Source organism: Arthrobacter sp. GQ119 (assembly GCF_059759125.1).
The window spans coordinates 72,100-98,136 of the sequence record NZ_JCAXEA010000013.1 but is presented as its reverse complement, the minus strand read 5'-3'; the positions used below and the strand labels follow the sequence as shown (position 1 = coordinate 98,136).

The 26,037-nt window shown below is 66.0% G+C and carries 27 protein-coding genes; 11 read left to right on the top strand and 16 right to left on the bottom strand.

Going from position 1 to position 26,037, the window contains the following annotated elements; translation table 11 throughout:
- The first annotated feature begins 105 nt into the window (after nt 1–105).
- Nucleotides 106–987, top strand: a complete 882-nt coding sequence (locus AC6CH3_RS13435; protein ID WP_498132909.1) for a 1,4-dihydroxy-2-naphthoate polyprenyltransferase — start codon at nt 106–108, stop codon at nt 985–987.
- A 15-nt stretch (nt 988–1,002) separates the two neighbouring features.
- Here AC6CH3_RS13435 and AC6CH3_RS13430 read toward each other — a convergent pair whose 3' ends face one another.
- Complete coding sequence (locus AC6CH3_RS13430) at nt 1,003–1,356, bottom strand: DUF4229 domain-containing protein (RefSeq protein ID WP_498132908.1); 354 nt, start codon at nt 1,354–1,356, stop codon at nt 1,003–1,005.
- A gap of 146 nt (nt 1,357–1,502) precedes the next feature.
- On the opposite strand from AC6CH3_RS13430, the gene AC6CH3_RS13425 reads away from it, so the two are divergent.
- Together AC6CH3_RS13425 and AC6CH3_RS13420 are read left to right on the top strand one after the other, a co-directional pair.
- Nucleotides 1,503–1,919, top strand: a complete 417-nt coding sequence (locus tag AC6CH3_RS13425) for a PLD nuclease N-terminal domain-containing protein (RefSeq protein WP_498132907.1) — start codon at nt 1,503–1,505, stop codon at nt 1,917–1,919.
- Nucleotides 1,920–2,127: 208 nt separating this feature from the next.
- Nucleotides 2,128–3,081 (top strand): hypothetical protein, encoded by a 954-nt coding sequence (locus AC6CH3_RS13420; RefSeq protein ID WP_498132906.1) that lies wholly within the window; start codon nt 2,128–2,130, stop codon nt 3,079–3,081.
- A gap of 90 nt (nt 3,082–3,171) precedes the next feature.
- Here the strand turns inward: AC6CH3_RS13420 and ccsB are convergent, their stop codons facing one another.
- Genes ccsB through AC6CH3_RS13395 form a run of 5 tightly spaced genes read right to left on the bottom strand, consistent with a single transcriptional unit; the run spans nt 3,172 to nt 8,115 of the window.
- Complete coding sequence (gene ccsB / locus AC6CH3_RS13415) at nt 3,172–4,296, bottom strand: c-type cytochrome biogenesis protein CcsB (protein ID WP_498132905.1); 1,125 nt, start codon at nt 4,294–4,296, stop codon at nt 3,172–3,174.
- Complete coding sequence (resB, locus tag AC6CH3_RS13410; RefSeq protein ID WP_498132904.1) at nt 4,296–6,065, bottom strand: cytochrome c biogenesis protein ResB; 1,770 nt, start codon at nt 6,063–6,065, stop codon at nt 4,296–4,298. Before resB ends, ccsB begins: the two co-directional genes overlap by 1 nt.
- Nucleotides 6,065–6,820 carry a cytochrome c biogenesis CcdA family protein gene (locus AC6CH3_RS13405; RefSeq protein ID WP_498132903.1) on the bottom strand — a complete coding sequence of 252 codons (756 nt, stop codon included), beginning with the start codon at nt 6,818–6,820 and terminating at the stop codon, nt 6,065–6,067. Before AC6CH3_RS13405 ends, resB begins: the two co-directional genes overlap by 1 nt.
- Nucleotides 6,821–6,835: 15 nt before the next feature.
- Nucleotides 6,836–7,447: a TlpA family protein disulfide reductase gene (locus AC6CH3_RS13400; RefSeq protein ID WP_498132902.1), complete on the bottom strand. Its 612-nt coding sequence runs from the start codon at nt 7,445–7,447 to the stop codon at nt 6,836–6,838.
- A gap of 2 nt (nt 7,448–7,449) precedes the next feature.
- Entirely contained in the window at nt 7,450–8,115 is a 666-nt protein-coding gene (locus tag AC6CH3_RS13395) for a histidine phosphatase family protein (protein WP_498132901.1), read from the bottom strand.
- Between the two features lie 205 nt (nt 8,116–8,320).
- Here AC6CH3_RS13395 and AC6CH3_RS13390 point away from each other — a divergent pair, with 205 nt between their 5' ends.
- The 3 genes from AC6CH3_RS13390 (at nt 8,321) to AC6CH3_RS13380 (ending at nt 10,567) form a co-directional block, all read left to right on the top strand.
- Nucleotides 8,321–8,869, top strand: a complete 549-nt coding sequence (locus AC6CH3_RS13390) for a YceI family protein (protein ID WP_498132900.1) — start codon at nt 8,321–8,323, stop codon at nt 8,867–8,869.
- Between the two features lie 176 nt (nt 8,870–9,045).
- Complete coding sequence (locus AC6CH3_RS13385; protein WP_498132899.1) at nt 9,046–9,612, top strand: hypothetical protein; 567 nt, start codon at nt 9,046–9,048, stop codon at nt 9,610–9,612.
- A 109-nt stretch (nt 9,613–9,721) separates the two neighbouring features.
- On the top strand, nt 9,722–10,567 hold the full coding sequence (locus AC6CH3_RS13380) for a hypothetical protein (protein ID WP_498132898.1): 846 nt from the start codon (nt 9,722–9,724) through the stop codon (nt 10,565–10,567).
- 98 nt (nt 10,568–10,665) lie between these two features.
- Here the strand turns inward: AC6CH3_RS13380 and AC6CH3_RS13375 are convergent, their stop codons facing one another.
- Both AC6CH3_RS13375 and AC6CH3_RS13370 read right to left on the bottom strand, forming a co-directional pair.
- Nucleotides 10,666–11,361: a redox-sensing transcriptional repressor Rex gene (locus AC6CH3_RS13375; protein WP_498132897.1), complete on the bottom strand. Its 696-nt coding sequence runs from the start codon at nt 11,359–11,361 to the stop codon at nt 10,666–10,668.
- A gap of 89 nt (nt 11,362–11,450) precedes the next feature.
- Nucleotides 11,451–11,705, bottom strand: a complete 255-nt coding sequence (locus AC6CH3_RS13370) for a glutaredoxin family protein (RefSeq protein WP_498132896.1) — start codon at nt 11,703–11,705, stop codon at nt 11,451–11,453.
- Nucleotides 11,706–11,825: 120 nt separating this feature from the next.
- Here AC6CH3_RS13370 and AC6CH3_RS13365 point away from each other — a divergent pair, with 120 nt between their 5' ends.
- Entirely contained in the window at nt 11,826–12,644 is an 819-nt protein-coding gene (locus AC6CH3_RS13365; RefSeq protein ID WP_498132895.1) for an HAD family hydrolase, read from the top strand.
- A 146-nt stretch (nt 12,645–12,790) separates the two neighbouring features.
- On the opposite strand, the gene AC6CH3_RS13360 is transcribed toward AC6CH3_RS13365, so the two are convergent.
- The 3 genes from AC6CH3_RS13360 to AC6CH3_RS13350 form a co-directional block, all read right to left on the bottom strand.
- A complete protein-coding gene (locus tag AC6CH3_RS13360; RefSeq protein ID WP_003792170.1) occupies nt 12,791–12,889 on the bottom strand; it encodes a 30S ribosomal protein bS22 in 99 nt (32 codons plus the stop codon).
- Between the two features lie 226 nt (nt 12,890–13,115).
- Nucleotides 13,116–13,328: a helix-turn-helix domain-containing protein gene (locus tag AC6CH3_RS13355; RefSeq protein ID WP_400579309.1), complete on the bottom strand. Its 213-nt coding sequence runs from the start codon at nt 13,326–13,328 to the stop codon at nt 13,116–13,118.
- A gap of 104 nt (nt 13,329–13,432) precedes the next feature.
- The gene (locus AC6CH3_RS13350; protein WP_498132894.1) at nt 13,433–14,596 is read right to left on the bottom strand and encodes a 3-deoxy-7-phosphoheptulonate synthase; all 1,164 of its coding nucleotides are present in this window, start codon (nt 14,594–14,596) and stop codon (nt 13,433–13,435) included.
- Between the two features lie 651 nt (nt 14,597–15,247).
- On the opposite strand from AC6CH3_RS13350, the gene AC6CH3_RS13345 reads away from it, so the two are divergent.
- Complete coding sequence (locus AC6CH3_RS13345; protein ID WP_498132893.1) at nt 15,248–17,590, top strand: SulP family inorganic anion transporter; 2,343 nt, start codon at nt 15,248–15,250, stop codon at nt 17,588–17,590.
- 55 nt (nt 17,591–17,645) lie between these two features.
- Here the strand turns inward: AC6CH3_RS13345 and AC6CH3_RS13340 are convergent, their stop codons facing one another.
- Both AC6CH3_RS13340 and AC6CH3_RS13335 read right to left on the bottom strand, forming a co-directional pair.
- Complete coding sequence (locus tag AC6CH3_RS13340) at nt 17,646–18,245, bottom strand: TetR/AcrR family transcriptional regulator (protein WP_498132892.1); 600 nt, start codon at nt 18,243–18,245, stop codon at nt 17,646–17,648.
- Nucleotides 18,246–18,318: 73 nt separating this feature from the next.
- The gene (locus AC6CH3_RS13335; protein WP_498132891.1) at nt 18,319–19,014 is read right to left on the bottom strand and encodes a FadR/GntR family transcriptional regulator; all 696 of its coding nucleotides are present in this window, start codon (nt 19,012–19,014) and stop codon (nt 18,319–18,321) included.
- Between the two features lie 78 nt (nt 19,015–19,092).
- Between AC6CH3_RS13335 and AC6CH3_RS13330 the strand changes: the two genes are divergently transcribed.
- Nucleotides 19,093–20,424 (top strand): alpha-hydroxy acid oxidase, encoded by a 1,332-nt coding sequence (locus AC6CH3_RS13330; RefSeq protein WP_498132890.1) that lies wholly within the window; start codon nt 19,093–19,095, stop codon nt 20,422–20,424.
- 23 nt (nt 20,425–20,447) lie between these two features.
- Here AC6CH3_RS13330 and AC6CH3_RS13325 read toward each other — a convergent pair whose 3' ends face one another.
- A complete protein-coding gene (locus AC6CH3_RS13325) occupies nt 20,448–21,104 on the bottom strand; it encodes an ArsR/SmtB family transcription factor (RefSeq protein WP_498132889.1) in 657 nt (218 codons plus the stop codon).
- Nucleotides 21,105–21,194: 90 nt separating this feature from the next.
- The gene (locus tag AC6CH3_RS13320) at nt 21,195–22,406 is read right to left on the bottom strand and encodes an acetoin utilization protein AcuC (RefSeq protein ID WP_498132888.1); all 1,212 of its coding nucleotides are present in this window, start codon (nt 22,404–22,406) and stop codon (nt 21,195–21,197) included.
- A gap of 118 nt (nt 22,407–22,524) precedes the next feature.
- Here AC6CH3_RS13320 and AC6CH3_RS13315 point away from each other — a divergent pair, with 118 nt between their 5' ends.
- Together AC6CH3_RS13315 and AC6CH3_RS13310 are read left to right on the top strand one after the other, a co-directional pair.
- Nucleotides 22,525–23,958 carry a TrkH family potassium uptake protein gene (locus AC6CH3_RS13315; protein ID WP_498132887.1) on the top strand — a complete coding sequence of 478 codons (1,434 nt, stop codon included), beginning with the start codon at nt 22,525–22,527 and terminating at the stop codon, nt 23,956–23,958.
- Nucleotides 23,951–24,637 carry a potassium channel family protein gene (locus AC6CH3_RS13310; RefSeq protein ID WP_400579318.1) on the top strand — a complete coding sequence of 229 codons (687 nt, stop codon included), beginning with the start codon at nt 23,951–23,953 and terminating at the stop codon, nt 24,635–24,637. The genes AC6CH3_RS13315 and AC6CH3_RS13310 overlap by 8 nt, the downstream gene beginning before the upstream one ends.
- Before the next feature lie 72 nt (nt 24,638–24,709).
- Here the strand turns inward: AC6CH3_RS13310 and proC are convergent, their stop codons facing one another.
- Nucleotides 24,710–25,543, bottom strand: coding sequence for a pyrroline-5-carboxylate reductase (gene proC / locus AC6CH3_RS13305; protein ID WP_498132886.1), 834 nt, complete (start codon nt 25,541–25,543; stop codon nt 24,710–24,712).
- Nucleotides 25,544–26,037: the final 494 nt, after the last annotated feature.

Below are 26,037 nucleotides of genomic sequence, written 5' to 3'. Positions count from 1 at the left end.
GTTCCGCGCCGCGGCGGGCTCACGTGCGCCGCGGCGGTTTCCGCACTGCTCCTGCCGCGCAACCTGCGAGGCAACGTTCCACCCAACCAACACGAGGTACTCACCGTGGCCACAGCCGCACAATGGATCCAAGGCGCCCGGCTCCGCACCCTGCCCGCAGCGATCGCCCCTGTCGCGATCGGCACGGCGGCCGCATTTGAGATGGGTGCCTTCCGCCCGCTCAACGCCATTCTGGCGGCCCTCGTGGCGCTGCTGCTGCAGGTCGGTGTCAACTACGCCAACGACTACTCTGACGGGATCCGCGGCACGGACGAAAACCGTGTGGGACCGCTCCGGCTGGTCGGATCCGGCGCGGCGCCCCCGGAGCACGTCAAATACGCTGCCTTCGGGGCCTTCGGCGTGGCTATGCTGTTTGGTCTGGTCCTGATCATCCTCACCCAGACATGGTGGCTGCTGCTCGTCGGCGCCGGCTGCGTGATGGCGGCCTGGGGCTACACCGGGGGCAAGAACCCATACGGCTACATGGGCCTGGGCGACGTCTTCGTGTTCGTCTTCTTCGGACTCGTGGCAACCCTCGGCACCACGTACACCCAGGCCGGGCAGCTGAGCCTCCCCGCCGTCATCGGCGCCATCGGCACCGGCCTCATTGCCTGCGCCCTGCTGATGGCCAACAATGTCCGCGACATCCCGTCCGACATCCAGGCCGGAAAACGCACCCTGGCCGTGCGGCTGGGCGACAAGCATGCCCGCGAAAGCTACGTGCTGATGCTCGCCGTCGCCATCCTGCTCGTGGTGATCCTGGCGCCCACGCGGCCCTGGATGCTGATTGTCCTGCTGCTCATCCCGGCCAGCCTCATGCCTGCCTGGCTGATGATCAATGGCCGGAAGCGCAAGACCCTCATTCCGGTCCTGAAGCAGACCGGCCTCATCAACCTCGGCTACGCTGCGCTGTTCTCGCTGGGGCTGATCCTGAGCCACGGGACGTAGCCGGCCCGGCGGGTACTACGCTTCCTGGTTCCTGGCCTTGCCGTTCCGGGTTTCGCTGTTGGGTGTGTCGCTCTTGGGGATTTCGTTTCGGACGGCGACGTCCGGGTGGGCGTCGGTCAGGCGGTCCTCGGCCTCCGCGTCGGCTACTTCACCGGCGGTGCGCAGGGGCTTGGCCCGGCCGGAGAACCGCGCATGCAACGAGGCCGTCGCCGCATCCCGCTGCTTCTGGAAGAAAAGGTAGCTGATGGCAAAGGAAATGAGTCCGGCGCAGATCACGGCCAGGAGCCAGCCCAACTGCAGAAACACGAAGAGTGCGAACAGCGGCACAAAGAGGGCGAGACGGATCAGGGAGTATTTCACAAAAGCCACTATCCAAGTTTAGCCGCCATCCCTGAACGAAGCCTGCGCCCCTCCGCACGCCCCAAAACCACGGTGCCCGGTTGCCGGAAATCTCTGGCACTGGCCGTGCACATACTGTAATCTCCGCCAGGGCATGTGAGAGCTAGACTGAATGCATGCTCCGTGTTGCCATTGCAGTCGCCGTTCTTGCCATTTACGTCTACGGACTGGTGGACGTGATCCGGACTGATGCGAGCCTTACCCGAGGGTTCTCCAAAACAACATGGATCCTCATCGTTGTCCTTCTTCCCATCGTCGGCGCCGCCCTGTGGTTCCTGATCGGGCGCCCGCGCTATGAGGCGCCGATCCGGCGGGCCTACGCCCATCCCACGGCGCCTGACGACGACCCCGATTTCCTCCGCAACCTGGAACAGCGCCGCCGCAAGCAGGCCGAAGCGGAGCGGCAGCGCAAGCTGAAGGACGACCTCGAAGCCAAAAAGGCCAAAAACGACGACGGATCCCGCGGCACAGGTGAATCCGGGGCGTCGGGTGCCGGAGATGCCAGCGCCGAGGGAAACCCCGAAGCCAAGTAGAACCCGAACCCAGCTAGAACAGGGCGCTTCCACTGCCTGCCACGTTTTGACTCCTGCCCGGAGCACGTGCCCGTTTGCCGAAAAGGGCCGCTTAGCACGCTGCTGAGCGGCCCTTTCTGGCAAACGGCGGCGGAGCACCCTTCCTCCACATGGCAACTGTTGTGTGGATAACGCCTTGCCGGTCTCCCCGGGGTACGAGAATGCAGTCATGCCCCGCCCCGTACCGCTCCCCCAAGCCCTGTCCGGCCAGCCGTTCACCGTGAAACAGGCACAGGCCGCCGGCCTGACACGGCGGCGCTCCCGGGCCCAGGACCTGGCCAGCCCGTGCCACGGCGTCCGGGTTCCGGCTGCGACCGACATGACGCTGAAAATCCGGGCCCGGGCGCTCGCTTTGGCCACGGGCGCCGTCGTCAGCCATGTCACGGCCGCTGTGCTGTGGGGCTTTCCGTTGCCGCGTGGCCTCGTCTCCCCCGCTCACGGAAGGCCTGCCATCCACCTGACGTGCCAGCCCGGGACCCGGGCCGTGAGGCGCAAGGAAGTGGTGGGGCACCAATCCGTCCTTGCGCCCGATGAAATTACGGCGGGCCGGCCAATGGCCTGCACGTCTCCGCTGCGCACCTGGTTCGACCTAGCAGGCGTCCTGAGCCTGGATGAACTGGTCATTGCCGGCGATTTCCTGTTCCGGCGCAGAGGAGCCCTGTCCACGCCGGCTGCACTGGACGCGTACCTCGCCACGAAGGCGGGCCGGCCGGGATACCGGAAGGCGACGCAGGCCAGGGCACTGATGCGTGCGGACACCGATTCGCCCAAGGAGACCGAGCTCCGCCTCCTGCTGGTGCGCTCTGGTCTGCCCGAGCCTGCCATCAATGTGCCCATGTTCGATGAAACGGGCGGCTGGATTCAGGATCCGGACATGTCCTACGAGGAATTCAGGATCGCCATTCAGTACGACGGCGGCCACCACGCAACTCCCGCACAGCGGCGCAGCGACATCTTCCGGGACGAGAATGCCCGCGGACTCGGCTGGCTCGTCGTCGTCCTGACCCAGTGGGACCTGGACCCGTTCTCCCCAGGGATGGAACCCAACGCTGTGACCCGGGTGCGGGCGGCACTGACGGAACGGGGGTGGAGGCCCGGCCGGACCAAGCCGCCCCCACGGTAGACCCGCCCGTTTGCCGGAAAGGGCCGCCCAGCAGCAAGCTGAGCGGCCCTTTGTGGCAAACGGCGAACGCGGCGAACGCGGGTGGCCGCCCTACAGCCCCGAGTAGGAGTGCAGGCCGTTGAAGAACTGGTTCACGATGGTGAAGTTGAAAACCACGCACAGGTAGCCCACGATGGACAGCCAGGCCGCGCGGGTTCCTGTCCAGCCGCGCGTTGCCCGGGCGTGCAGGTAGCCGGCGTAGACCACCCAGATCACGAAGGTCCACACTTCCTTGGTGTCCCAGCCCCAGAAGCGCCCCCAGGCCTTCTCAGCCCAGATGGCCCCGAACATGAGCGTGAAGGTCCACCCGATGAAGGCGATCGCGTTGATGCGGTAGGAGAGGTTCTCCAGGCTCAACGCGGACGGCACCAGGCGCATGAAGCCCAGCTTGTCCGCCCCTCCTGCCGCGATGGTCCTTTGCCGGTGCGACTGCACGAGCTGCAGCGCGGACATCGCGAACGTCAGGGTGAACAGCGCCGAGGAAAGCACGGCAATGGAGACGTGGATGATCAGCCAGTAGCTCTGCAGAGCCGGCACGAGATGGCCCACAGGGGTCCAGTAAGCCACGGAGGCAGCCACCAGCATGATGATCACCAGGCCCACCACAAAGGTGCCCAGGAACCGCAGGTCGCGCCGGATCAGCACCACGAGGAACACAGCCACGGCCACGAACGCGCCGGTGGTCAGGAACTCGTACATGTTGCCCCACGGCACGCGCCCGGAGCCGATGGCACGGGTTACCACGCCCGCTGCGTGAATGGCGGCGCCCAGGATGGTCAGTGCGACAGCCACGCGGGCGGGGGCACGGCGCTCGCCGCCGTAGCTCATGCTGGCGTCCGCCGTCTGCCCTGCCGCGCCGCCGGTGCCCTGCGCCTTGGCGGAAACGGACGACGACGGCCGCTCGGCACGGCCGGCCGGTCCGGCAAGGTGCCCCTCGGCACGCCCGGCATCCCGGCCAGCACCCGCGGCGCCTGCTGCCACCGGAACCTTCGCGCCGGTGTCCGACGGGCTCTCAGGGGACGCCGCGGCGGCCGCCTTCAGGTCGACGGCACGGAGGGCCCTGCTGCTCTTGGCCAGGTCCCACGCGAAGGCGATGAACGCCACCGTGTAGGTGCCAGCCGCGAGGAGCATGAACAGCTCGCTGTACTGGCCCATGGTTTCGTTGATGGGGAACATTACCGGTCCTTCTTCGGCTCAGCCGAGCCTGCTGGTGAGGAATTGGAAGATGGTGTGCCGGGCCCGTCCGGGTCGAGGCCCCACTCGCGCTGCAGCAGCCCGCGGATCGCCGCGGCCTCGCCGGCCAGCCGGTGGTCTTCGCCGCGGGCCAGCAGGCCGTATTCCACCATGGTGCGCCCGTCCTCGTGCCTGCCCGTCCGCACCCAGACGCGGCGCCGGTTGACGTAGAGGGAGATCACCAGGCCGGCCACTGCAAGCAGCGCGAAAATCAGTGCCGACAGCTGGCCCGGATTGTGGTGGATATCGACGCCGACATAGCGCTTCACGCCGTCGAAGCTGATGGAGCCCTTGCCGTCCGGCAGGGTGTACGTGCTGCCCGGGGCGAGTGTGATGCCCTTGGTCGCCAGGTTGCGGGCATTCAGTGGCGTCAGGTCCTTGACGTCGAGTTCAAACACATTCTGCGGGGCACCCTTGTCGAGGCCGAGGTTGCCGTAGTACGAGTTCAGGCTCAGCTGCGGGTTGATCAGTTCCGGATCGCCGCTGAAGGAAATTCCCTCATCGGTGACGAAGGCCGTGGGCAGGAAGAACCCGGCGAAGCCCAGCTGGTCCGGCTTCGCGTCCGGAACCTTGATCACCACGGAGGAGTAGTAGTTGTCGCCCTGCAGTTTGGCGACAACGGGCCCGTGCATGGCGACATTGCCCTTGCCGTCGCGCACTGTTACCACAGGGGCGTAGCCGTTGCCCGTCAGGTAAATGCTGGTGCCGCCAAGCGTCACCGGTTCGTTGACCTTGAGGACTTCCTTCTTGGCCGGGGCCCCGGGGTTTTCCTTCGTGGTGACGTCTGCCGTGAAGTCGATGGGCTGGCCGAACTTGCCCTGGGACTCCCGGTCGAACTTGATCTGGAATTTGTCGAGCTGGATGGAGTACGGCTGGAGCTGGCTGCTCTGGAAGTTGGTGCCCGGGTTGAACTGGTCGTAGCCCACGAGGGTGTTGACGAAGGTGTCGCCCTCCACGAGGATCCGCTGGCCGCTGTAGCCGAACAGGCCGCCGACCGCCACGGAGACCAGCACTCCGATCAGTGAGGTGTGGAAGACAAGGTTTCCCACTTCCTTCAGGAAGCCACGCTCCGCCCCCAACGACGGCCGCTCGCCGTCGTGCCTTACCGCAACGCGGTAGCCGCGTTTCTTGAGCAGCGCCGCTGCGTTTTCAACAGCGTCCGACGCCGGGATGCCGGCTTCCGCGGGCACCACCAGTGTGCCGTACTCGGGCAGGCGGGACAGCCGCTTCGGGGTCCGCGGCGGCTCCGAGCGCATGGCCCGGTAGTGTGCGATGGCGCGCGGCACCACGCAGCCGATCAGCGAGATGAAGAGCAGGATGTAAATGGCCGAGAACCAGGCCGAGGAGTACACGTCGTACAGCTGCAGCGAATCGAGGATCTTGCCGTAGTCCGGGTTGTCCTTGATGTACTGCGTGACCACCGACGGGTTGGCCGGACGCTGCGGGAACAGCGAACCAGGCACCGCAGCCACGGCCAGCAGCAGCAACAGGAACAGCGCCGTTCGCATGCTGGTCAGCTGCGTCCAGGCCCAGCGGAGCATGCCGCCGGGGCCCAGGGCAGGCAGCGCCGCGTTGGCTTTGGCCTCCTTCAGGCCTTCCTTCGGGGCGGCGTCCTTCGGGGCTGCGTCCTTCGGGGCGGCGTCCTTGGGTGCGTGATCCTTGGGGGATTCCTCGGCCGGACGGTTGTTGGTGGACTTCACACGCTCGCTCATCAGATCGGCAACTTAACGTCGGTTTGGAACCAGTACTGCAATTGGGTGACCCAGGCGCCCCACAGTCCTGTGGCCATCAGGATCCCCAGCACGATCAGGACTCCCCCGCCGGTCCGCTGGATGGCGAGCCGGTGCTTGCGGAAGAAGGACATCACGCCGGCGCCGCGGCGCACTGCCAGCGCTATGAGCAGGAACGGGATGCCCAGGCCGAGGCTGTAGACAAACGCCAGGAAGGCCCCCTTCGCCGCGGACGAACCGCCGGAGAGGCTCAGCAGCTGGACGGCGGAGTAGGTGGGGCCGATGCACGGCGCCCAGCCGAGGCCGAACGTGATCCCCAGCAGCGGGGCGCCCCACAGTCCTGCGGGCGGTTTCGCATGGATTTTGGCGTCGCGCTGGAGCCAGCTTAATCCGCCCATGAAGACCACGCCCATGATGATCACCAGGATTCCGAGCAGCTGGGTGATCCAGGCGTTCTGGCCGGCGGCGAGCAGCGTGCCCAGCTGGCCGAACGCGCCGCCAAGCAGCACGAAGATCACCGAGAACCCGAGCACGAAGAGGCCGATGCCGGCCAGCATGCGCCCGCGCTTTTGCTTCTGGAGATCCACGCCGGTCAAACCCGTGACGTAGCCAAGGTATCCGGGCACCAGCGGCAGGACACAGGGCGAGAGGAAGGACACCAGCCCGGCCAGGAGCGCCACCGGGATGGCAAGGAGCAGCGAGCCGTTCAGGATGGCTTCGGCGAAGGGGCTGTTCACGGTACGGCCTGCCCGCTACTCTGCCACGGCGGAATCGATGAGGGCCTTGAGGGTGCCCTTCTGGATCTCCCCCAGCACGCGCGATGCCACACGGCCCTGCTTGTCCAGGACGAGTGTTGTTGGGACGGCCCCCGGAGGCACGAGGCTGGACACGGACAGCAGCACGCCGCCGTCTTTGTCGTTGAAGCTCGGGTAGGTGAGGCCGAACGTCTTGTCGAAGGCTTCCGCGGTGGGTTTCTCATCCCGCAGGTTCACGCCGAGGAACTGCACGCCCTTGGGCTTGAACTCCTGGTGGAGCTCTTCAAGCAACGGGGCCTCTACCCGGCACGGCGCGCACGCGGCGAACCAGAAGTTCAGGACGGTCACCTTGCCCAGGAAGTCCTTGGGCGTGACTGCGGTGCCGTTGAAGAGCGTTCCCTGGATATCGACGGCGGCCTTGCGGTCCGCCGCCGCGAATTCCGTCACCGAGCCGTCCCCGGCGACGTAGTTCTTGTTGTCGCCCGCCTTCGCCTGTTTGGCCAGCGCATCTTCCTGGGCGCAGCCGGTCAGACCCAGCGTGAGCGCCGTCAATGCCAGGCCTCCGGCAGCGAGGACGCTGCGGCGGGAGCTTACAGGGGGGTTGGTCATGGTTAGGCTCCGGGGGTGCTGGAGGCACCGGGAAGAAGGGCTGCGGCCGGCTCGGTGTACACAACGCGCACGAGTGTGCCGTCGTCATCGAACACGAGGGACGTCAGGGAGGTTAGGGTGCACTCGCGCTTGCGGGGATCGTGCCACAGCGGCTTTCCCTCTGCGCTGAGGCGCGTGGCCCAGATGGGAAGCTGGTGGCTGACCATGATGGCCTCGGCGCCGTCGCCGCCAAGTTCGATCGCCTTGGCGCGTGCATCCTGAACGGCTGCCTGCACGCGGGCCGCCTGATCCTTGTACGGCTCGCCCCACGAGGGCCGCATCGGGTTCACGAGCTTCGGCCAATGCTTGGGCTTCCTCAGCTCGGCCCTGGTGACCCTCAGGCCTTCAAAATGGTTCTCCGCCTCGATGATGCGCTTGTCCGTATGGATCTCCAGCCCCAGCGCTTGGGACGTGGGAAGGGCCGTCTCCTGGGCGCGGGTCAGCGGGGAGGCCACGAGGTAGACGATCTTTGCACCCTGGGCGGCGCGGTTGCGGAAGTGTTCCGCCAGCGTCTGCGCCATCTGCTGGCCAAGCTCGGAAAGGTGGAATTCCGGCAGCCTGCCGTACAGGACGCCCGCAGGATTGTGGACCTCGCCGTGGCGGAGCAAATGAACAGTGGCTTGGGGCATGTCTACCAGTTTCTCAAAGGGCAGGGCTAATGACGAAATCTTCTACATCGAGTAGAACTCAAGAAAATTACGAAATGTTCCCGAGGGCTGGAATAAAAGATGCATTTGCATGTTTATACTGGATGCAGCAGTTAGTTGATACTTCAACAAATGAAGCTTCAACCCACGATTCATCCGACGCATCACCGAACCAAGGAGAACCACCATGGCACTTCCCGCTAACGTGACCACCGGCACCTGGACCCTCGACACCTCGCACAGCGAAATCGGATTCACGGTCCGCCACGCTGGCATCAGCAAGGTCCGCGGCCAGTTCAAGGAAGCCACCGCAACCCTGGACCTGGCCGAGAACGTGGCCGACTCCAAGGTCAGCGCCACCATCCAGACCGCCAGCTTCGACTCCGGCGACGTCAACCGCGACGGCCACATCCGCGGCGAAGACTTCTTCGACGTCGAGAAGTTCCCGGAGATCTCCTTCGTTTCCAACGGCCTCGTGGCCAAGGGCGACAGCTACGAGCTCCAGGGCGACCTCACCATCAAGGGCGTGACCCGTCCGGTGGCCCTCGAGACTGAGCTCAACGGCGTGGCCGTGGACCCGTTCGGCAGCACCCGCGCGGGCGTTTCCGCTGAAACCACCATCAGCCGCAAGGACTTCGGCCTGACCTGGAACGCCGTCCTGGAAGCCGGCGGCGTGCTGGTCAGCGACAAGGTTGCCATCAACCTCGAACTGGCCTTCATCGCCCCTGCCGCGTAACCGCAGACCAGGGCCGCATAACGGGCCGTGCACCGCAAACGCCCCGCCCATGGTCCGGCTCAAGCCGGCTCCACGAAGCGGGGCTTTTGCGTCGCCGGCAGCTATTGCCCACCGTGGCCGTCCGGGCCCGGACGCTTTCTATAATTAGCCACACCGCCCTTCTATAAGTGAGAGCCATGAGCAACCCCAACGATCCGCCGCAGGAACCAGGCAGCGAACCCCCTTCCGGCGACCGTCCACAACAGCGGCGTGCAGGACGTTTCCCGTTCCACCTGCCGGCGGATCGCCCCCGCAGTTTCCATGAGGCGATGCCGCCAGGCGGATTCGCCGGGCTGTTCAGCGTGATCGGGCTGCCTACGGAGCTGAAGATCTCCTACTGGATCTGGGTGCTCAGTGGCCTGCTCGGGCTGCTCGGCGGAGTGATCGTGCTGTTCGGCGCGCTGGTTCTCTTTGCATTTTCGCCCGGCATCGCGATCCTTGTGCTGCTGCTCGCGGTCTGCGGCGCGGCGCTGTCCGCGGTGCAGATTGTCCTGGCCATGAATATGAAGGAAGCCCGGGAGTGGGGCCGGCTCGCACTGACGGCTGTTGCCGCTGCCTCCCTGCTTCTCGCTGTCATAAGCCTCGCCTTCACTGACGGCCGCGGCGGCAACGGGCTGGGCTTTCTGGCAGCCCTGGCCGCAACCGTGCTGATGTGGGTTCCCAACTCGCAGGCCTGGTTTGCCGCGAATACCCCTCGGGGATGAGCCTCGACACGCCCGGTGAGGGGTACGGTGGAGTTAAGCCATGCTGGGGGCAGGGCAATGCGTCTGAACCCGGCGGCCGGTCCCTACGTCACAACGCAAAGGAACGCTCATGAGCACTCCTCCAGTCCCGCCTCGCAACCCCAACGATCCGGATTCCGGCCGCCATGATTCCGATGAGCCGGGACGGGACAGCAACGGGCAGCCGCAGTACGGCCAGAATGCTCCGCAATACGGCCAAAATGCCCCCCAGTATGGACAGAACGCGCCGCAGTTCGGCCAAAATGCGCCGCAGTATGGCCAAAACGCTCCCCAGCAGCCGCAGTACGGCCAGAACACGCCGCAGTTCGGAGAACAGCAGCCGCAGTACGGGCAGAACCCGCCGCAGTATGGACAGCCACAGTACGGGCAACAGCCGTACGGCCAGCCGCCTCAGGGCCCGTCGCCATATGGCCAGTCACCGTATGCCCAGTACCCTTCGCAGCAGCCCGGGGGCCAGGGCCCGGCCGGCGTTCCGAAGCTGGTGGACAGAGCGTTCTGGATGATTATTGCCGCGGGCGTCCTCTCGCTCCTGTCCCTGTTGGTCAGCATTCCCACCCTCGACGACCCCATCATGCGTCAGACGTTCGAAGACCAACTTCGGGGCAGCGGCCAGAACATCCCCTTCGAAGACATTAAGCCCATCATCATCGGCACGATGGTGGTCGCGACCCTGATCGGCGCCGGTCTCTACGCCCTGGTCGCTTTCAACGTGCGCAAGGGCAAGAACTGGGCCCGGATCCTGGGCACCGTCTTTGCGGCGCTGTCAATCTTCTCCATTGCGCCGCTGGGCATCAACACCGTGGTGGTCGTCCTTGGGATCGCCGCGATCGTGATGCTGTACATGCCTGCGGCTTCACCGTACTTCCAGAAGCCGCAACCCTTCGCCAACCCGTACGCCGGCCCGTACGGCCGCTAACCACGCCAACTGCCTGTTGTTCACCTACCTTGTGGCCTCTCACTCCCAGCGGAGTCAGGGGCCACAGGTGTACGTTCGCGCTTAACCGGGGCCGCAAGTCAGTGCGGTTGCCCCGGGGTCTGCGCCCGTTGCGCGTGGTAGGCCAGGATCTGCAGCTCGGTGGCCATGTCCACCTTGCGGAGGTTAACATCGTCGGGAACCTGCAGCATCACCGGCGCAAAGCTGAGAATGCTGCGTACGCCCGCCGCCACCACGCGGTCGCAAACGCTCTGGGCCACGGCCGCCGGCAAGGCGAGGACCACCATGTTCGTGCCCGTCCGCTCCAGCACGGCTTCAAGGTCCGCCACGTCACTCACGCGCAGCCAGCCCACCTCGTTGCCAACCACCATCTGGTCGGCGTCGAAAATAGCCACCACGTCGAAGCCGCGGGACTCGAACCCGCCGTACCTGGCCAGCGCTTTGCCCAGGTTACCGGCGCCGACGATGGCAACCTTCCAGTCGTGCGTAAGTCCGAGAGTGGCGGCAATGTGGCGACTGAGGTACTGGACCTCATAGCCCACACCGCGGGTGCCATACGATCCCACGTGGGAGAGGTCCTTGCGGAGGGTGGAGGAGCTGACCCCGGAGGCCTCGGCCAGGGACTCGGACGAGACGCGTTCAATTCCTTCGGCGAGGAGGGAGTTCAGGGCGCGCAGGTAGATGGTCAGCCGGGCCACAGCGGCTGGCGGGATCTGCTTGCCGGCAGCACCGGTGTGCCCTGGCACGGCCTGGGGTGGTGAATCGAGCGAAGTCACTAATTGCTCCATTGCGTCGCGTTGTGAGTCCACTCTAAATCCCCATCACTTATGTCAACAAAGCCGGTGCCTCTGTGCGGGATACGCGGCTAGCGCGCCATCGCCTGGCGCAGGACGCGCTCGAGCCTTGCCTCGTCGATCTTCCAGAAGTCGCGCTGGATCCCGTCCACCAGCACCACCGGGATTTCTTCGGCGTAGCGGTCCCGGAGGGCTTCATCGCCGTCCACCGACTGTTCCGTCCACCCAATTCCCAGCCCTGCGGCAACCCGTCCGACGGCGTCGCGCGCGGCAGCGCACAGGTGACAGTCAGCTTTGGTGAGGAGAACGACGTCGGGATTTGCCATGGCTCAACCGTAGCGCCGTTCCCGGCGCGGAGCGATGCCGGCGTCGGCAGAACGCGACGAGTTGGCCCGATTGGGCGTCCCCGGAGGATGGGCTTCCCCGCGTTGACTAGACTCAGTGGCATGCCTGAGGAGAAGTATGTCGCTGTGGCCAGGCAGCCCGTTGCAACGCGGCAACAAGGCGAGGCCGCGTTTTTCGACGTCGACAACACCCTGATGAGGGGCGCCAGCCTTTTCCACGTGGCCCGGAAAATGCATCAGCGGGGAGCCTTTACCCTCCCCCAGGCGGCCGGCATGGCGTGGAAGCAGTTCAAGTTCGTGATCCGTGGCGAAAACATTGACGACGTCCACGCGGTGCGGGACTCCGCCCTGACCCTTGCCTCCGGCATCACCGTGGAAGACATTAAGGTGCTCGGCGAAGAGGTCTACGACGAGATGATCGCCTCCCGGATCTGGCCCGGCACCAAGGCCCTGACCCAGCAGCACCTGCGCGTGGGGCGCCAGGTCTGGCTCGTGACTGCCACTCCGATCGAAGTGGCCACGGTCATCTCCACCCGGCTGGGGCTCACGGGGGCGCTGGGCACCGTTGGAGAAATCAGCGAGGGACTGTACACCGGGCGGCTGGTCGGCGACATCCTGCACGGTTCGGCGAAGGCGGTGGCCGTCCAGGGCCTCGCCGATGCCGAAGGCCTGGACCTCAAGCGCTGCTGGGCGTACAGCGACTCCTATAACGACATCCCGCTGCTGACCCTGGTGGGCCACCCGGTCGCCATCAACCCGGACGTCCGGCTGCGCAAGCACGCCCGGGAGCACAACTGGCCGGTCTATGACTTCCGCTCGGGCCGGCGCGCCGCGACACTTGGGCTCAAGGCCGCAACCGCCGGAGGGGCGGTGTACGGCCTGTGGAGGGGCTACTCGCGCTTCCGCGGCCCCCGGCTTTGAGGCGCTTCCTTACCGGCGACGCGCAAAATCCCCCTCGACACCGGAATTCCGGCGTCGAGGGGGATTTTGCGCATCCGCGGGTGAGTTGAACGCAAAAATGCCCGCCACCTCGAAAGGCGGCGGGCATCCACGCACTGAAAGTATCTCTACTTCTTGTTGCGGCGCTGGTGGCGGGTCTTGCGAAGCAACTTGCGGTGCTTCTTCTTGGCCATACGCTTGCGACGCTTCTTAATAACTGAACCCACGAAAGTTCCTTACAAACTAGATGCAGTACCTGTCTGATGGAGAAGGTCCGTGGACTAAGCAACAGACTGAACAACTGACAGATTCTTACAATGACGTAAAACGTTCCTTAACAGGGTACCGCTTATCCGGGCGCCTCCTGACCGCCGGCATTCCCATGACCTGCAACCGCCCCCAAGGAAGCTGCAGCCGCCACGGGAATCCGAACGGTCAGTTGAGCGCCAAGAATCACGCGGTGTCCGACTGTCCGTCCACAACAGCACCCTTGAGGTACTGCTCGACGGCGGTCTCCGGAACCCGGTACGAGCGGCCGAACCGAACGGCCGGCATCTCCCCGGAATGGACCAGCCGGTACACGGTCATTTTGGAGACGCGCATGACCTCAGCCACTTCGGCCACGGTCAAGAACTTGGCGTTCGAGAAGTTCGACTCTGCGGACATTTCCCATATTCCTTTGCTCTCAGCAACATTGCGGCATCCCATGTTTGTCTGCGGTGCGCCGATGCTGAGCCATCGAACAACCGTGTCCTAGTTACTCTAGATGCTCACGTGGCCATTGTGAAAGCCCGGCGTTTCCGCGACGACGCCGCCAGCTGCTCCAGGACCGAGGCCGTCACGTCCCACTCCATGCACGCGTCGGTGACGCTCTGACCGTAGACGAGCTCGTCCTTCCCGGCGGCGTGCCCGGCCACGTCCAGGTTCTGGGCGCCGCCTACGAGGAAGCTCTCGAGCATGACCCCGGCCACGGCGTTTGCGGCGGCGCCTGCATCTTCCAGCTGCGCACCGATTTCAAGGGCAACCTCGGCCTGGCGGTGATGGCTCTTGCCGCTGTTGGCATGGCTGGCGTCCACGATGAGCCGCGGGTTGAGGTTCTTTGCCGCGAGCCTCGATGACGCAGCTTCGACGTCGGCGGCGGAGTAGTTGGGGCCCTTCCGGCCGCCGCGCAGAATGACGTGCGTGTCCGGGTTGCCGTCGGTGGAGACAAGGGCCGCCCGGCCGTCATCGTCGATCCCCAGGAAGGCCTGGGCCGCCGCGGCGGCGCTGCAGGCATCAACCGCGACCTGAAGGTCGCCGTCGGTCCCGTTCTTGAAACCGATGGGCATGGAAAGCCCGGAGGCGAGCTGGCGGTGGATCTGGCTTTCAGTGGTGCGTGCACCGATGGCGCCCCAGGAGACGAGGTCGGCCATGTACTGGGGGCTGATCGGCTCAAGGAACTCCGTGGCGGCGGGCAGTCCGAGTGCTGTCACCTGCTGTAGGAAGCGGCGCGCCTCGCGCAGGCCCGTGGCGATGTCGTGCGTGCCGTCAAGCCGCGGGTCATTGATCAGGCCCTTCCAGCCGACCGTGGTGCGCGGCTTTTCGAAGTAGGCCCGCATGACGATGAGCAGGTCTTCCTTGTGCTTGTCGGCCTGGCTGACGAGGCGGCGGGCGTATTCGAGGCCGGCCTTGGGATCATGGATGGAGCACGGCCCGACGATCACAAGCAGGCGGTCGTCCACGCCGTCCATGACAGCCCGGACTTCGTCCCGGCCGCGTTCGACGACGTCTGCCGTCCGGGCGTCGAGCGGCAGTTCGGCGATCATCTCCTGGGGCGTGGGCAGGGCGGTGATCCCGCTGACGCGCAAATTCGAGGTGGACTGCTTCGAGGCGGCGCGCGTCGTGCTGTGGTTCGACGCCGGCTGCTGGGTTGCGGTTGCTGCTGCGGTGCTCATGGGGGTCCTGTTCCGGTGCGGAGCGGGCCCAGATCAGAACCCGCCGGAGAAATGGCGAAGGGCAGAGAATGATCTCTGCCCTGTTGGCTCTGAAGGTAGTTGGATGCGTGTCAGTTAGACGCGGGCTCCTCCAGAGCCAACGAAAAATACGCATACCAACGGTTAGTCATAGGCACACCATAGCCTCGCCGTTCTGCGATCCGCAAATTCGAGACGTGCGCAAACGGACAGGCTGGGCCGCTTTCAGGCTCCGCTGCCGGGCGGCGAAGCGGCATCGCGAGGCCGCTCACGCTGCAGCTGTTGGGAAAATTTTTTAGCGCAGAATCCGCCTGACCGGCCCCGAATTTCTAATGTGACTTGATTAATCCCATCTTTTCGGGCGCTTCTCCCTGACTCTTGACCCGAGATCCCGCGCCCATCACCGTGCCCCCGGATTCTTGAGGGTGGGCTGGGAAACCGGCTTTCCGGCACCCCGCCGGGACTTTTGCCAGCAACCGGCCCGGAACCGCCAAAGGACGAGAACCAAGGCCTGTGTTAAGCGGATTTTACGGCTGCCCGCAGGTGTTGTTTCTCACGACCGACATCCTTGCAGCCGTGCTGGCGGCGTCAATAGCGTGGGCAAGGACCCGCCAAACGAGCCAAGGACTGAAAATGCCCTCACCAGCCGCTACGGATCCAATCTCTCCACCCGGAACAGCAAACGGCACAGCAAACCGGATGCCTTTCCCGGCTGCCCTGACGTCCGGACTTCGCTGGGACGTGCCCGCATCCCTTGTCGTGTTTCTCGTGGCGGTGCCCCTCTCCCTGGGGATCGCGGCTGCCTCCGGAGCACCCGTCATGGCAGGCCTTATCGCTGCAGCAGTCGGCGGCATCGTGGCCGGCACGCTTGGCGGCTCACCTCTGCAGGTCAGCGGCCCCGCCGCAGGCCTGACCGTCATCGTTGCCGGCCTGATCGAGCAGTTCGGCTGGCCCGCGACCTGCGCCATCACGGCGGCGGCCGGTGTCCTCCAGACCCTGCTGGGCTTCGCCCGGGTTGGCCGCGTGGCCCTGGCCATCGCCCCCGTGGTGGTCCACGCCATGCTCGCCGGAATCGGCGTCATCATTGTCCTGCAGCAGACCCACGTGATGCTCGGCGCCGAGGCCGGCGAATCGGCCTGGCACAACGTCAAGGCCCTCCCCGCCACCATCACCTCCGTGGACCACCAGGCAGCGGCGCTGGGCGTCTTGGTGATCCTGACCCTGCTCGGCTGGAAGTACATGCCGGCCGCCGTCCGCCGAATCCCGGCTCCGCTGGCGGCAGTGGTCGCCGCCACCGCGCTTTCCCTCCCGTTCAAGTCCGACGTCGACCGGATCACCTTCGACGGGTCCCTCCTCGACGCGCTGTCCCTCCCGCAACTGCCGCAGGGGCACTGGAGCGCCGTTGCGATCGGCATCATCACCATCGCGCTGGTGGCCAGCGTCGAATCCCTGCTCTCCGCCGTCGCCGTGGACAGGATGCACCACGGCGAACGGACGGACTTCAACCGGGAACTCCTGGGCCAGGGAGCAGCCAACATGACCTCCGGCATGCTGGGCGGACTTCCCGTTACTGGCGTGATCGTGCGCAGCGCGACCAATCTGGAAGCAGGGGCGCGAACGCGAAAATCAGCCATCCTGCACGGCGTCTGGGTGCTGGTCTTTTCACTTCTCCTTGCGGCGGTAATCGAACTGGTTCCCGTTGCCGTCCTTGCCGGGCTGCTGATCATCATCGGCGTCCGGCTCGTGAAAGTGGCCGATTTCCACACTGCCCGCGTTACCGGGGACCTGGCGGTTTATGCCGTCACGCTGCTGACCGTGGTGTTTGTGAACCTGCTGGCAGGAGTGCTCACGGGCCTGGCTCTGGCCGTGGTGCTGGTGCTGTGGCGCGTGGTCCGCGCCGGCATCCATGCGGAACCCCTCGGAGACCCGGACGAACACCGCTGGCGGCTAGTGATCGACGGATCCTGCAGCTTCCTGTCACTCCCCCGCCTCAGCCACGTCCTCGCCTCCGTCCCGTCCGGTTCGCACGTCACCGTCGAGCTTGAGGTGGACTTCCTGGATCATCCCGTACACGACACGCTGGACGCGTGGCGCCGCCGGCACATCAGCAACGGCGGCACGGTGCAGATAGAAGAAAGCGGCACCGCCACCCTCCATGGTGCAAAGGCCGGTCCGCCGGCGCGCGGCAGCTCGCGTTCCGCCCTGCGCGGCGGCTTTGCCCCGTGGCGCAGCTGGCAGCGGGATCTCCGGCCCGGAACGGACGCCGGGACCAGCGCACCGGCTCCGCTGCAGACCATCCTCGCCGGGGTGGAGAACTACCACCGCCGCCACGCCCACCTGCTTCGCCCCCATGTGCAGGAACTGTCCGCCGCCCAGAACCCGGACACACTGTTCCTCACCTGCTCGGATTCACGGCTGGTGCCGAACCTGATCACGAGCAGCGGCCCGGGCGACCTGTTCACCGTCCGGAACGTGGGCAACGTGGTGGGGAACGGCCGGCTCGACCCCTCGGTTGAAGCAGCGCTGGACTTCGCGCTCCATAAGCTTTCGGTCAGGTCGGTGGTCATCTGCGGCCACTCCGGCTGCGGTGCCATGACTGCCCTGACCGCAGAGCCGGCGAAGGACTCGCCCCAGAAAGCAGCAGCCGGGCGCAATGCGGTCGAGGCGTGGCTGGACCATGCCCGGCCCAGCCTGGCCGCGTTCCGCTCAGGGCACCGGGTGCGGGCCGCTGCAGCGGAGGAGGGATACGGGGAAGTGGACCAGCTGGCGATGGTCAACGTGGCGGTCCAGCTGGAGCGGCTGCAGCGTCATCCCGGTGTCCGCGCAGCCCTCAAGTCGGGCCGGCTGCACCTGACCGGCCTGTTCTATGACATTGCCACGGCCCAGGTCCTGCAGGTCACGCCGGACGGCATCAGCCACCTGGATCCGCTGCCGCGGGCCGCGGCCGACGCCGGTTCTGTCGCCGCTGCCGTGTAGGCAGACTCCGGTCCCGCTGCCGGTCCGGGCAGGCCCCGGTAAGGGGATGCCGGCGTTATTCGGCCCCGGTTCCCGGCGGTGCCAGCAGGACCTCGACCAGCTCCCCGAGGCCTGCCGCGATGTCCACGTTTTTGTCGTACAGCCATTGCAGCTGAAGGCCGTCAAACGCCGCGATGACAAGCCGCGCCAGCGAGTCCGCAGAGGCATCGGTCCGGACTTCGTTCGCGCCCTGGCGGCGCCGAATGTCCTGCCCCAGCTCTTCGACGAGTTCCGAATACCGGGTCTGGAAGTAGGTGTGCGAAGCATGTCCGGGGTCGTTTGCTGTTGCTGACGCCACCGCATACAGCGTGGTCAGCCCAGGCTCCTGCATGTTGCGCTCAGCCACCGGGACCAGCCCCGGGAGGCCAGGTTCCACTGCTGCTCCGAGCTCCCTGCCCCGGCGGTCCCGTTCGGCGAGAACAGCTGTCAGCAGCTCCTGCTTGCCACTGAAGTAGTGAAACAAGGTGGCTTCCTTCACGCCCACCTGCTCGGCCACGCGCTTCAGGGCCGTCCCCTCGAAGCCCTCCGTGGCAAACACATCAGTGGCCGTTTGAATGATCTGCTCACGGCGTTCGGCGCCCTTGGCGTAGCGTCCGCGAGGCTTCACAGTAGACATTCCGCCAGTGTATTTCACACTCCGCGACATGACAGTTGGCGGCAGTGTCTATCGGGAACATTGCCGCCAACTGTCATCTGGCCGTGTCGTGGCCCAGGCCGGCCTCCCTGTAGTAGCCCTCGATATGGGCCGCGACCAGCTGAGCCGCGCGGCCGCCGTCGTCGTTCCGGATGGCCTCCAGAATCTGCCGGTGCTCCGAACGCAGCCGCGCTGCCGTGGCCTCCCAGTCCGGAAGATTGGCCGTCAGCTTTTCGGCGTAGCCCTGGATGGCCTCGCGCAGGGATCCCATCATCGCGCTGACCACCGCGTTCCCGGCGGCATCGGCCAGGGCGAGGTGGAACCGCACATCCAGGGCCAGGAAATCATCAACCTCGGGACCGGCGTCCATATCGTCCAGCAGCTCCGATGCACGCTCGAGTTCGGGAGCGTCCGGCTTGGCCCGGGCCGCGGCCCAGGATTCCAGCAGTACCCGTGTTTCAACGATGTCCGCCACGGGCAGGTGCTGGGTGGCAACGTGCAGCCGCAGTGCCGAGCCCAGAGCAGCCGTCGGATCGGAAATCACAACAGTACCGGCGTCCGGCCCCGACCCCACGCCGGCACGCACGACGCCCATGGCCTCGAGGATGCGGATGGCTTCGCGGACTGAGGTGCGCGAGACGGAGAGCTGCTCTGCCAGGCTGCGCTCGGCGGGGAGCCGGCCGCCCACCGAGAGCTGGCCGCCTGCGAGCTGGTCCTCGATCCACTGCAGGACAAGTTGGTGCGTACGCATGTGGCCATCATAGTTGATGTGGTTGGACCACATGCATTAGAGTGTGGTCCAACCACACCACCGCAGTCGGAGGCAGCAATGACGCAGACAGTCGAATCAAACAACCCGGAAGGCCCCACCACACCCCGTGACACCGCTCCGGCGGACCGGGTGCCCGGCATTTCTGCGCCCGCACACATCCCCGCCGCCCTGAAGCGCCGGATCCCGAAGTACTCGGACGTGGCTCCGCTGATGCAGTTCAAGAAGCCCGAATTCAGCCGGGCCGCGAGGCTGCAGCGGGCCAGCACCATCTGGGAACTGCGGGACATGGCCAAGCGGCGCACGCCCCGGGCCCCCTTCGACTACACCGACGGCGCCGCTGAAGCCGAGATCAGCCTGCGCCGCGCCCGTGAGGCCTTCGTCGACATCGAGTTCCGCCCGGGCATCCTCCGCGACGTCTCCAGCATCGACCTGGGCACCGACATCCTGGGCAGCCCGTCCCGGCTGCCGGTCGGCATCGCCCCTACCGGTTTCACCCGGATGATGCAGTCCGAAGGCGAATACGCCGGGTCACAGGCCGCCGAGGCCGCTGGCGTCCCCTACACGCTCTCCACCATGGGAACGGCGTCCATCGAGGACGTCGCCGAGGCGGCACCCCATGGCCGCAACTGGTTCCAGCTGTATCTCTGGACGGACCGGGACCGTTCCCTGGAGCTGATCGAACGGGCTGCCAACGCAGGCAACGACACCCTCATGGTTACCGTCGATACGGCAGTGGCAGGCGCCCGCCTCCGCGACGTCCGCAACGGCATGACCATACCGCCGTCTCTGACCCTGAAGACCGTACTGGATGCGTCCTACCGGCCGGCCTGGTGGTTCAACTTCCTCACGCACGAGCCGCTGACGTTCGCTTCACTCTCGCGCTACACCGGTACCGTGGCGGACCTGATCAACTCAATGTTCGACCCCACGCTGACCTTCGATGACCTGGACTGGCTGCGTGAAACCTGGAAGGGCAACCTGGTGGTCAAGGGCATCCAGACCGTGGACGACGCCCGCAAGGTGGTGGACCACGGTGCCGACGGTGTGGTGCTTTCCAACCACGGCGGACGCCAGCTGGACCGCGCACCCATCCCGCTCCACCTGCTGCCGGAGGTCTCGCAGGCGTTCAAAGCGGACAACTCGGACGCCGCGATCATCCTGGACACGGGCATCATGAGCGGCGCGGACATCATCGCGGCACTGGCCCTCGGCGCGGACTTCACGCTGATTGGCCGCGCATACCTGTACGGGCTGATGGCCGGCGGACGGGCCGGCGTGGACCGCGCCCTCCAGATCCTCGAAAAGGACATGACCCGCACCATGGCGCTCCTGGGCGTCAGCAAGCTCTCCGAGCTGACACCTGACCACGTGCGGATCCTCGGCAGGTAGGACCCGCCGGCGGGCGGCCCGGGCTACTTCTTGCGGCCGAACTTCGGCAGGTTCGCCAGCAGGTCCGCGGCCTTCTTCGCGCCGCGGCCCACCGTGCGTCCGATTTGCTGCGGAACGGTGTCGTCCTGCACGCCTCCGGGAACGACGACGGCGGGACTCAGCGGCGCGCCGTCGGGACGCCCGGACGCGCCTAAAGCAGCAGCAGCGCCGGCGGCGGCGAACGCCTCGGGAACCTCTGCGTCCGGGGCGGCTGGCGTCGCTGCGCCGCCAAGAGCTGGCCCGCCAAGCGCTGAACGCTTGGGAGCTGCGTCACGGGGAACGGAAGCTGCCGCTTGTGCCCGGGCGTTCGGACGCTGCTGGTCTGCGGCGGCCTCAGCGGCGCCCGCGGCGTCCGGTGACCCGGCACCGGCAGCCGCCGGGCCGACGTCGAACGTCCCCAGCCAGCTGGCGACGCCCGCCAGCGGCTTGGGATTAAGCGCGTAGTAGCGCTTCTGTCCCTGCGCACGCATGCTCACGAGGTCGGCTTCACGGAGCACCTTCAGATGCTTGGAGATGGTGGGCTGGCTCGCGGCGAGCTCCTCGACCAGCTCCCCCACTGCCTTGTCCCCTTTTTGAAGGGAAACGAGAATGTCGCGCCGCGTTGCCTCAGCAATGACGGCAAATACGTCGTCTGTCACCATGGGACCAACCCTAGCGACATATACGCCGAATGGCATCTACTATTTCGTCGGCGTGAAACCGACACAGCCGGAGTCCTCTGTCGGAGCGGTTCAGTCGAACCAGGGATCCAGTCCGTGCAGCGGGAAAACTTCCTTGCGGGTCGCCATCACCGTGCGGTCGACGTCGTCATTGGGGTCGAACCCGACCTCCCAGGAGCGCCACCAGACGTCCGCATCGTCGCCCATGAGCGCGGGTGCCGCGATGCCGTAGCGCTCATGCACGTAGCTCCGCCACTCTTCCGGCACGGGCGTACGCAGCGGCACGGGCCGGCCCGCCACGATCCCGATCAGGTGGCTCCATGACCGCGGCACCACTCCGGTGATGTGGTAGCCGCCGCCGCCAGTGGCGATCCAGCGGTTGTCGCAGTGCCGGGCCGCGAGATTCGCGACGGCGGTGGCCGCCTCGCGCTGGCCGTCAACGCTGACATTGAGGTGCGTCAGCGGATCCAGCCGATGCGAGTCGCAGCCGTGCTGGCTGACGATCACGTCCGGTTCGAAGGCACCTATAAGCTGCGGAACCACGGCGTGGAAAGCGCGCAGCCAGCCGGCGTCCCCGGTGCCCACCGGCAGGGCCACGTTGACGGCACTGCCCGGAGCTCCCGCCCCGCCGGTCTCGTTGGCAAAACCGGTGCCCGGGAACAGGGCCAAGCCGGTCTCGTGCAGGGAGATGGTGAGGACGCGGGGATCGTCCCAGAAGATGCTCTGGGTTCCGTCCCCGTGATGCGCATCGACGTCGATGTAGGCCACGCGCTGTGCGCCCCCGTCCAGCAGCGTCCGGATGGCCAGCGCGGCGTCGTTGTAGATGCAGAAGCCGCTGGCACGGTCGCGGGCGGCATGGTGCAGCCCGCCGCCGAAGTTCACGGCACGCACCGCCGAGCCGTCCAGGATGGCGCGGGCAGCAAGCAGGGACCCTCCGGCGATGCGGGCGGCGGCCGCATGCATTCCGGCGAATGCCGGATCATCCTCCGTTCCGAGCCCGTGGGCCTCGTCGGCGGTCGTGGGGTCGTCGCTGATGCGGCGGACGGCAGCCACGAATTCGGGGCTGTGGACGGTGGTCAGTTCGATGTCTTCGGCAACCGAAGGCGCCGCCAGGCTGACGTGCCCGAGGTCCAGCAGCCCCAGGCTGCGGGCCAGCCGGGCGGTGAGGTCGAGGCGCTCCGGTGCCATCGGGTGGCCCGGGCCGAAGTTGTACGCCGTCATGGCGGCGTCCCACACCACCGTCGTTGGCAGTGCGGGAAGGCTGAGTCCGGGCAGGAATGTCATTACTGACAGGCTACCTGAGCGCGGTCCTCCTGCCTGCGTGGCATGACTGCCCGGCCATGCGGCGGACTTTAGTGGTTTACTACTGAAGGAAGCAGATTCAACCAAGGAACAGCCACCCATGACGCAAAGCCAGTCGAGGTCCAAGAGCCCGACGAGCTGGCAGCCAAACGTCCCCGAGCGTGAAGGCCTCTGGATATTCACGCGGCTTCGGGACTTCATCGACGATATCGCCAACACGTCACCGGCCCGGCTGGCCCTCAGCGCGTTCGTCGTGGTGATCGTCGTCTTCACTGCGCTGCTGTCCCTGCCGGCGTCCTCCGCCACCGGAGACTTCACGCCGTTGCACCAGGCCTTGTTCACGGCAGTCTCGGCAGTGTGCGTCACCGGCCTGACCGTGGTGTCCACGGCAGTCCACTGGTCCTTCTTCGGCCAGCTGATCATTCTTATCGGCATCTTCGTGGGCGGCCTCGGCACGCTGACCCTGGCATCCCTGCTGGCCCTGATGGTGAGCAAGAAGCTGGGTGTGCGCGGCAAGCTCATCGCCCAGGAGGCCATGAGCAACGCAGGGCGACTGGGCGAAGTAGGTACCCTGCTGCGGATCGTCATCACCACCTCCGTGATCATCGAGGGTGTGCTGGCGCTGGCGCTGATACCCAGATTCCTGACCCTCGGTGAACCCTTCTGGCAGTCGGTGTGGCACGGCATTTTCTACGCCATCTCGTCATTCAACAATGCCGGCTTCACACCCCATTCGGACGGCATTGTTCCCTACGAAACCGACCTGTGGATCCTCATTCCGCTGATGCTCGGAGTGTTCCTGGGCAGCCTCGGGTTCCCGGTGGTTATGGTTCTGCAGCAGAACGGCCTCAACTGGCAGAAATGGAACCTGCACACCAAACTGACCATCCAGGTGTCGTTCATCCTGCTCGCGGCCGGAACGGTGCTGTGGGGGCTCATGGAATGGGACAACCCGCGGACCCTTGGCGGCATGGATCTGGGTGACAAGTTCACGCATGCGCTCTTTGCCTCTGTCATGACGCGCTCCGGCGGCTTCAACCTCGTGGACCAGAACCAGATGGAGTCCACCACGATGCTGCTCACGGACGCGCTGATGTTCGCCGGCGGCGGTTCCGCCTCGACGGCCGGCGGCATCAAGGTGACCACGATTGCCGTGATGTTCCTGGCCATCGTCGCCGAAGCCCGCGGCGACGCAGACGTCAAGGTCTACGGCCGGACCATCCCGGAGGGCACGATGCGCGTGGCCATCTCGGTCATCGTCGCCGGCGCGACACTGGTGTCCGTCTCGGCCTTCATGCTGCTGCACATCAGCGGGGCTTCGCTGGACCGGGTGCTGTTCGAAACGATATCTGCCTTCGCCACCGTGGGCCTCAGCACGAACCTCAGCGCCGAGCTGCCGCCGTCGGGCGTATACGTGCTCTCCGCCCTGATGTTCGCCGGCCGCGTCGGCACCGTCACGCTTGCCGCTGCCCTGGCCCTGCGCCAGCGCAGCCAGTTGTACCACTACCCGGAAGAGAGGCCGATCATTGGCTAGTACGTCTGGGGCCGTCAACCGCCCCGCCCATAATGCTCCCGTCCTGGTGATCGGGCTGGGCCGTTTCGGCTCCTCTACCGCCGAACAGCTCGTCAAGCAGGGCCGCGAGGTGCTGGCGATCGAGCGGGACCGGACCCTCGTGCAAAAGTGGGCGCCGGTGCTCACGCACGTCGTGGAGGCGGACGCCACCAATATCGACGCGCTCCGCCAGCTCGGCGCACAGGAGTTCAGCTCCGCCGTCGTGGGCGTGGGCACGTCCATTGAATCTTCGGTGCTGATCACCGTGAACCTGGTGGACCTGGGCATCGAACACTTGTGGGTCAAGGCCATCACGCCGTCGCACGGCAAGATCCTCACCCGGATCGGCGCCAACCACGTCATCTACCCCGAAGCAGACGCCGGGGTGCGCGCCGCGCACCTGGTGTCCGGCCGCATGCTGGACTTCATCGAATTCGACGACGATTTTGCGATCGTCAAGATGTATCCGCCGCGTGAAACCGTGGGCTTTACGCTGGACGAATCCAAGGTGCGCTCCAAGTACGGCGTGACCATCGTGGGAGTGAAATCCCCGGGCGAGGACTTCACCTATGCCCGCCCGGAGACCAAGGTGTCCTCCCGCGACATGCTGATCGTGTCAGGCCACGTGGACCTGCTGGAACGCTTCGCCGCCAGGCCCTAACCGGCGCGGGTGGTGGGCCCACGCCCGCAGGGTTCCCTGGCCGAGCTTGCGAGGTTAGGGCGCGGGTGGGGACTAGCCGAGCTGTTTGGTGATCTCAGCGGCGCGGTCCGCGGCGGCGCGCGCCCCTGCCGCGATGATCGCCGGCATGCCGCGCTCATCGAAGGTGGCAATGGCGCGTTCGGTGGTGCCGTTGGGGCTGGTCACTGCCTTGCGCAAGGTGGTGGGCTCGGCACCGGGCTCTGCCAGCATCAGACCGGCGCCTGCCACGGTCTCCCGTGCAAGCAGCAAGGCCAGCTCCCCATCAAGTCCCAGCTCGACTCCGGCAGCCGCCATGGCTTCCGCGAGGTAGAACGCGTATGCGGGCCCGGAGCCGCTGATGGCACCGAGGGCGTCCACCTGCTCTTCCGGAATTTCGACGACGGTCCCCACCGCGGAGAGGATGTCTTTGGCCTGCTGGAGCTGCTCCGGCGTGCAGTGTGTGCCTCCGGAGACCGACACGACGCCGCGTCCCAGCTTCGACGGAGTGTTGGGCATGGTCCGGATCACCGGCTGCCCCTGCGGCAGGGCGGCTTCCAGCTGGGCGATTGAGACCGCAGCAGCGACGCTGATGACGATGGTGTCCGGAGAAAGAGAACCGCTGATCTCGCGGGCCAGATCGGCAATCCCTATCGGCTTGACCCCGAGAATGACCACATTGGATCCCTTGGCCGCCTGCTTGTTGTTGTCCGGCTCTTCAGAACCGGCAATGGCGGTAATCCCGTGATGGCGCTCCGCCAGTTCGGCAGCGCGTTCGGCCCGCCGCACGGTGGCCACTACGTCCGTGGGACTGGTACCCGCCTCGAGGAGACCGCCAAGGATGGCCTCGTTCATTGATCCACAGCCAAGGAATGCGATTCGGTTGCTCATTGGTCCATCATTGCAGTTCACCGCCGGGGATGCAGGCCGGCCTCCGTCATAACGGCACTCACAGGAAGCTCACATGGTTGTCCGAGCTTGCGCACAACTTGGCGCCGTAGCATTGGTATTACCTCATTGAGGGTGCGAGTGATAGGCAAGCATGGGGATGTTTGCCGGGCACCGACGGCCTGCGGCGGTTCACCCGTTTTCCGCAGCAGGCCGTCGGTGCTTTTGCTTAAAAAGCGTCCGCGGCCCTTCCCAGCTGCCGTTCAGGCAAAATCCGTCAAACACCCATATTGGCTCGCTAATGTATCTAGTGCCTCACAAGGTGCGAGTGATGGAGCCGGTCCTTCGGGATCGGCGCGGCGCCGGTCGGTTGCAGGAGTGTTCCCCCAGCTCCTTCTGCGAAACCGTCCGGCGCTTCACATTTAAGCGGTTCTCAAGCAGGCACGTCTTAAGCAGGCAGGTCTTAAGCAGGCACGTCTTAGGCAGGCACGGTCAGG

Bases quoted from the DNA above. Each gene is read 5' to 3' on its own strand.
- AC6CH3_RS13320 (WP_498132888.1), bottom strand. From the start codon at position 22,406: ATGACATTCCTGCCCGGACTCAGCCTTCCCGCACTGCCAACGACGGTG.
- AC6CH3_RS13330 (WP_498132890.1), top strand. From the start codon at position 19,093: ATGACGCAGACAGTCGAATCAAACAACCCGGAAGGCCCCACCACACCC.
- AC6CH3_RS13365 (WP_498132895.1), top strand. From the start codon at position 11,826: ATGCCTGAGGAGAAGTATGTCGCTGTGGCCAGGCAGCCCGTTGCAACG.
- AC6CH3_RS13395 (WP_498132901.1), bottom strand. From the start codon at position 8,115: ATGCCCCAAGCCACTGTTCATTTGCTCCGCCACGGCGAGGTCCACAAT.
- AC6CH3_RS13380 (WP_498132898.1), top strand. From the start codon at position 9,722: ATGAGCACTCCTCCAGTCCCGCCTCGCAACCCCAACGATCCGGATTCC.
- proC (WP_498132886.1), bottom strand. From the start codon at position 25,543: ATGAGCAACCGAATCGCATTCCTTGGCTGTGGATCAATGAACGAGGCC.
- AC6CH3_RS13345 (WP_498132893.1), top strand. From the start codon at position 15,248: ATGCCCTCACCAGCCGCTACGGATCCAATCTCTCCACCCGGAACAGCA.
- AC6CH3_RS13335 (WP_498132891.1), bottom strand. From the start codon at position 19,014: ATGCGTACGCACCAACTTGTCCTGCAGTGGATCGAGGACCAGCTCGCA.
- AC6CH3_RS13325 (WP_498132889.1), bottom strand. From the start codon at position 21,104: ATGGTGACAGACGACGTATTTGCCGTCATTGCTGAGGCAACGCGGCGC.
- AC6CH3_RS13400 (WP_498132902.1), bottom strand. From the start codon at position 7,447: ATGACCAACCCCCCTGTAAGCTCCCGCCGCAGCGTCCTCGCTGCCGGA.
- ccsB (WP_498132905.1), bottom strand. From the start codon at position 4,296: ATGTTCCCCATCAACGAAACCATGGGCCAGTACAGCGAGCTGTTCATG.
- AC6CH3_RS13425 (WP_498132907.1), top strand. From the start codon at position 1,503: ATGCTCCGTGTTGCCATTGCAGTCGCCGTTCTTGCCATTTACGTCTAC.
- AC6CH3_RS13350 (WP_498132894.1), bottom strand. From the start codon at position 14,596: ATGAGCACCGCAGCAGCAACCGCAACCCAGCAGCCGGCGTCGAACCAC.
- resB (WP_498132904.1), bottom strand. From the start codon at position 6,065: ATGAGCGAGCGTGTGAAGTCCACCAACAACCGTCCGGCCGAGGAATCC.
- AC6CH3_RS13390 (WP_498132900.1), top strand. From the start codon at position 8,321: ATGGCACTTCCCGCTAACGTGACCACCGGCACCTGGACCCTCGACACC.
- AC6CH3_RS13420 (WP_498132906.1), top strand. From the start codon at position 2,128: ATGCCCCGCCCCGTACCGCTCCCCCAAGCCCTGTCCGGCCAGCCGTTC.
- AC6CH3_RS13315 (WP_498132887.1), top strand. From the start codon at position 22,525: ATGACGCAAAGCCAGTCGAGGTCCAAGAGCCCGACGAGCTGGCAGCCA.
- AC6CH3_RS13385 (WP_498132899.1), top strand. From the start codon at position 9,046: ATGAGCAACCCCAACGATCCGCCGCAGGAACCAGGCAGCGAACCCCCT.
- AC6CH3_RS13340 (WP_498132892.1), bottom strand. From the start codon at position 18,245: ATGTCTACTGTGAAGCCTCGCGGACGCTACGCCAAGGGCGCCGAACGC.
- AC6CH3_RS13355 (WP_400579309.1), bottom strand. From the start codon at position 13,328: ATGTCCGCAGAGTCGAACTTCTCGAACGCCAAGTTCTTGACCGTGGCC.
- AC6CH3_RS13370 (WP_498132896.1), bottom strand. From the start codon at position 11,705: ATGGCAAATCCCGACGTCGTTCTCCTCACCAAAGCTGACTGTCACCTG.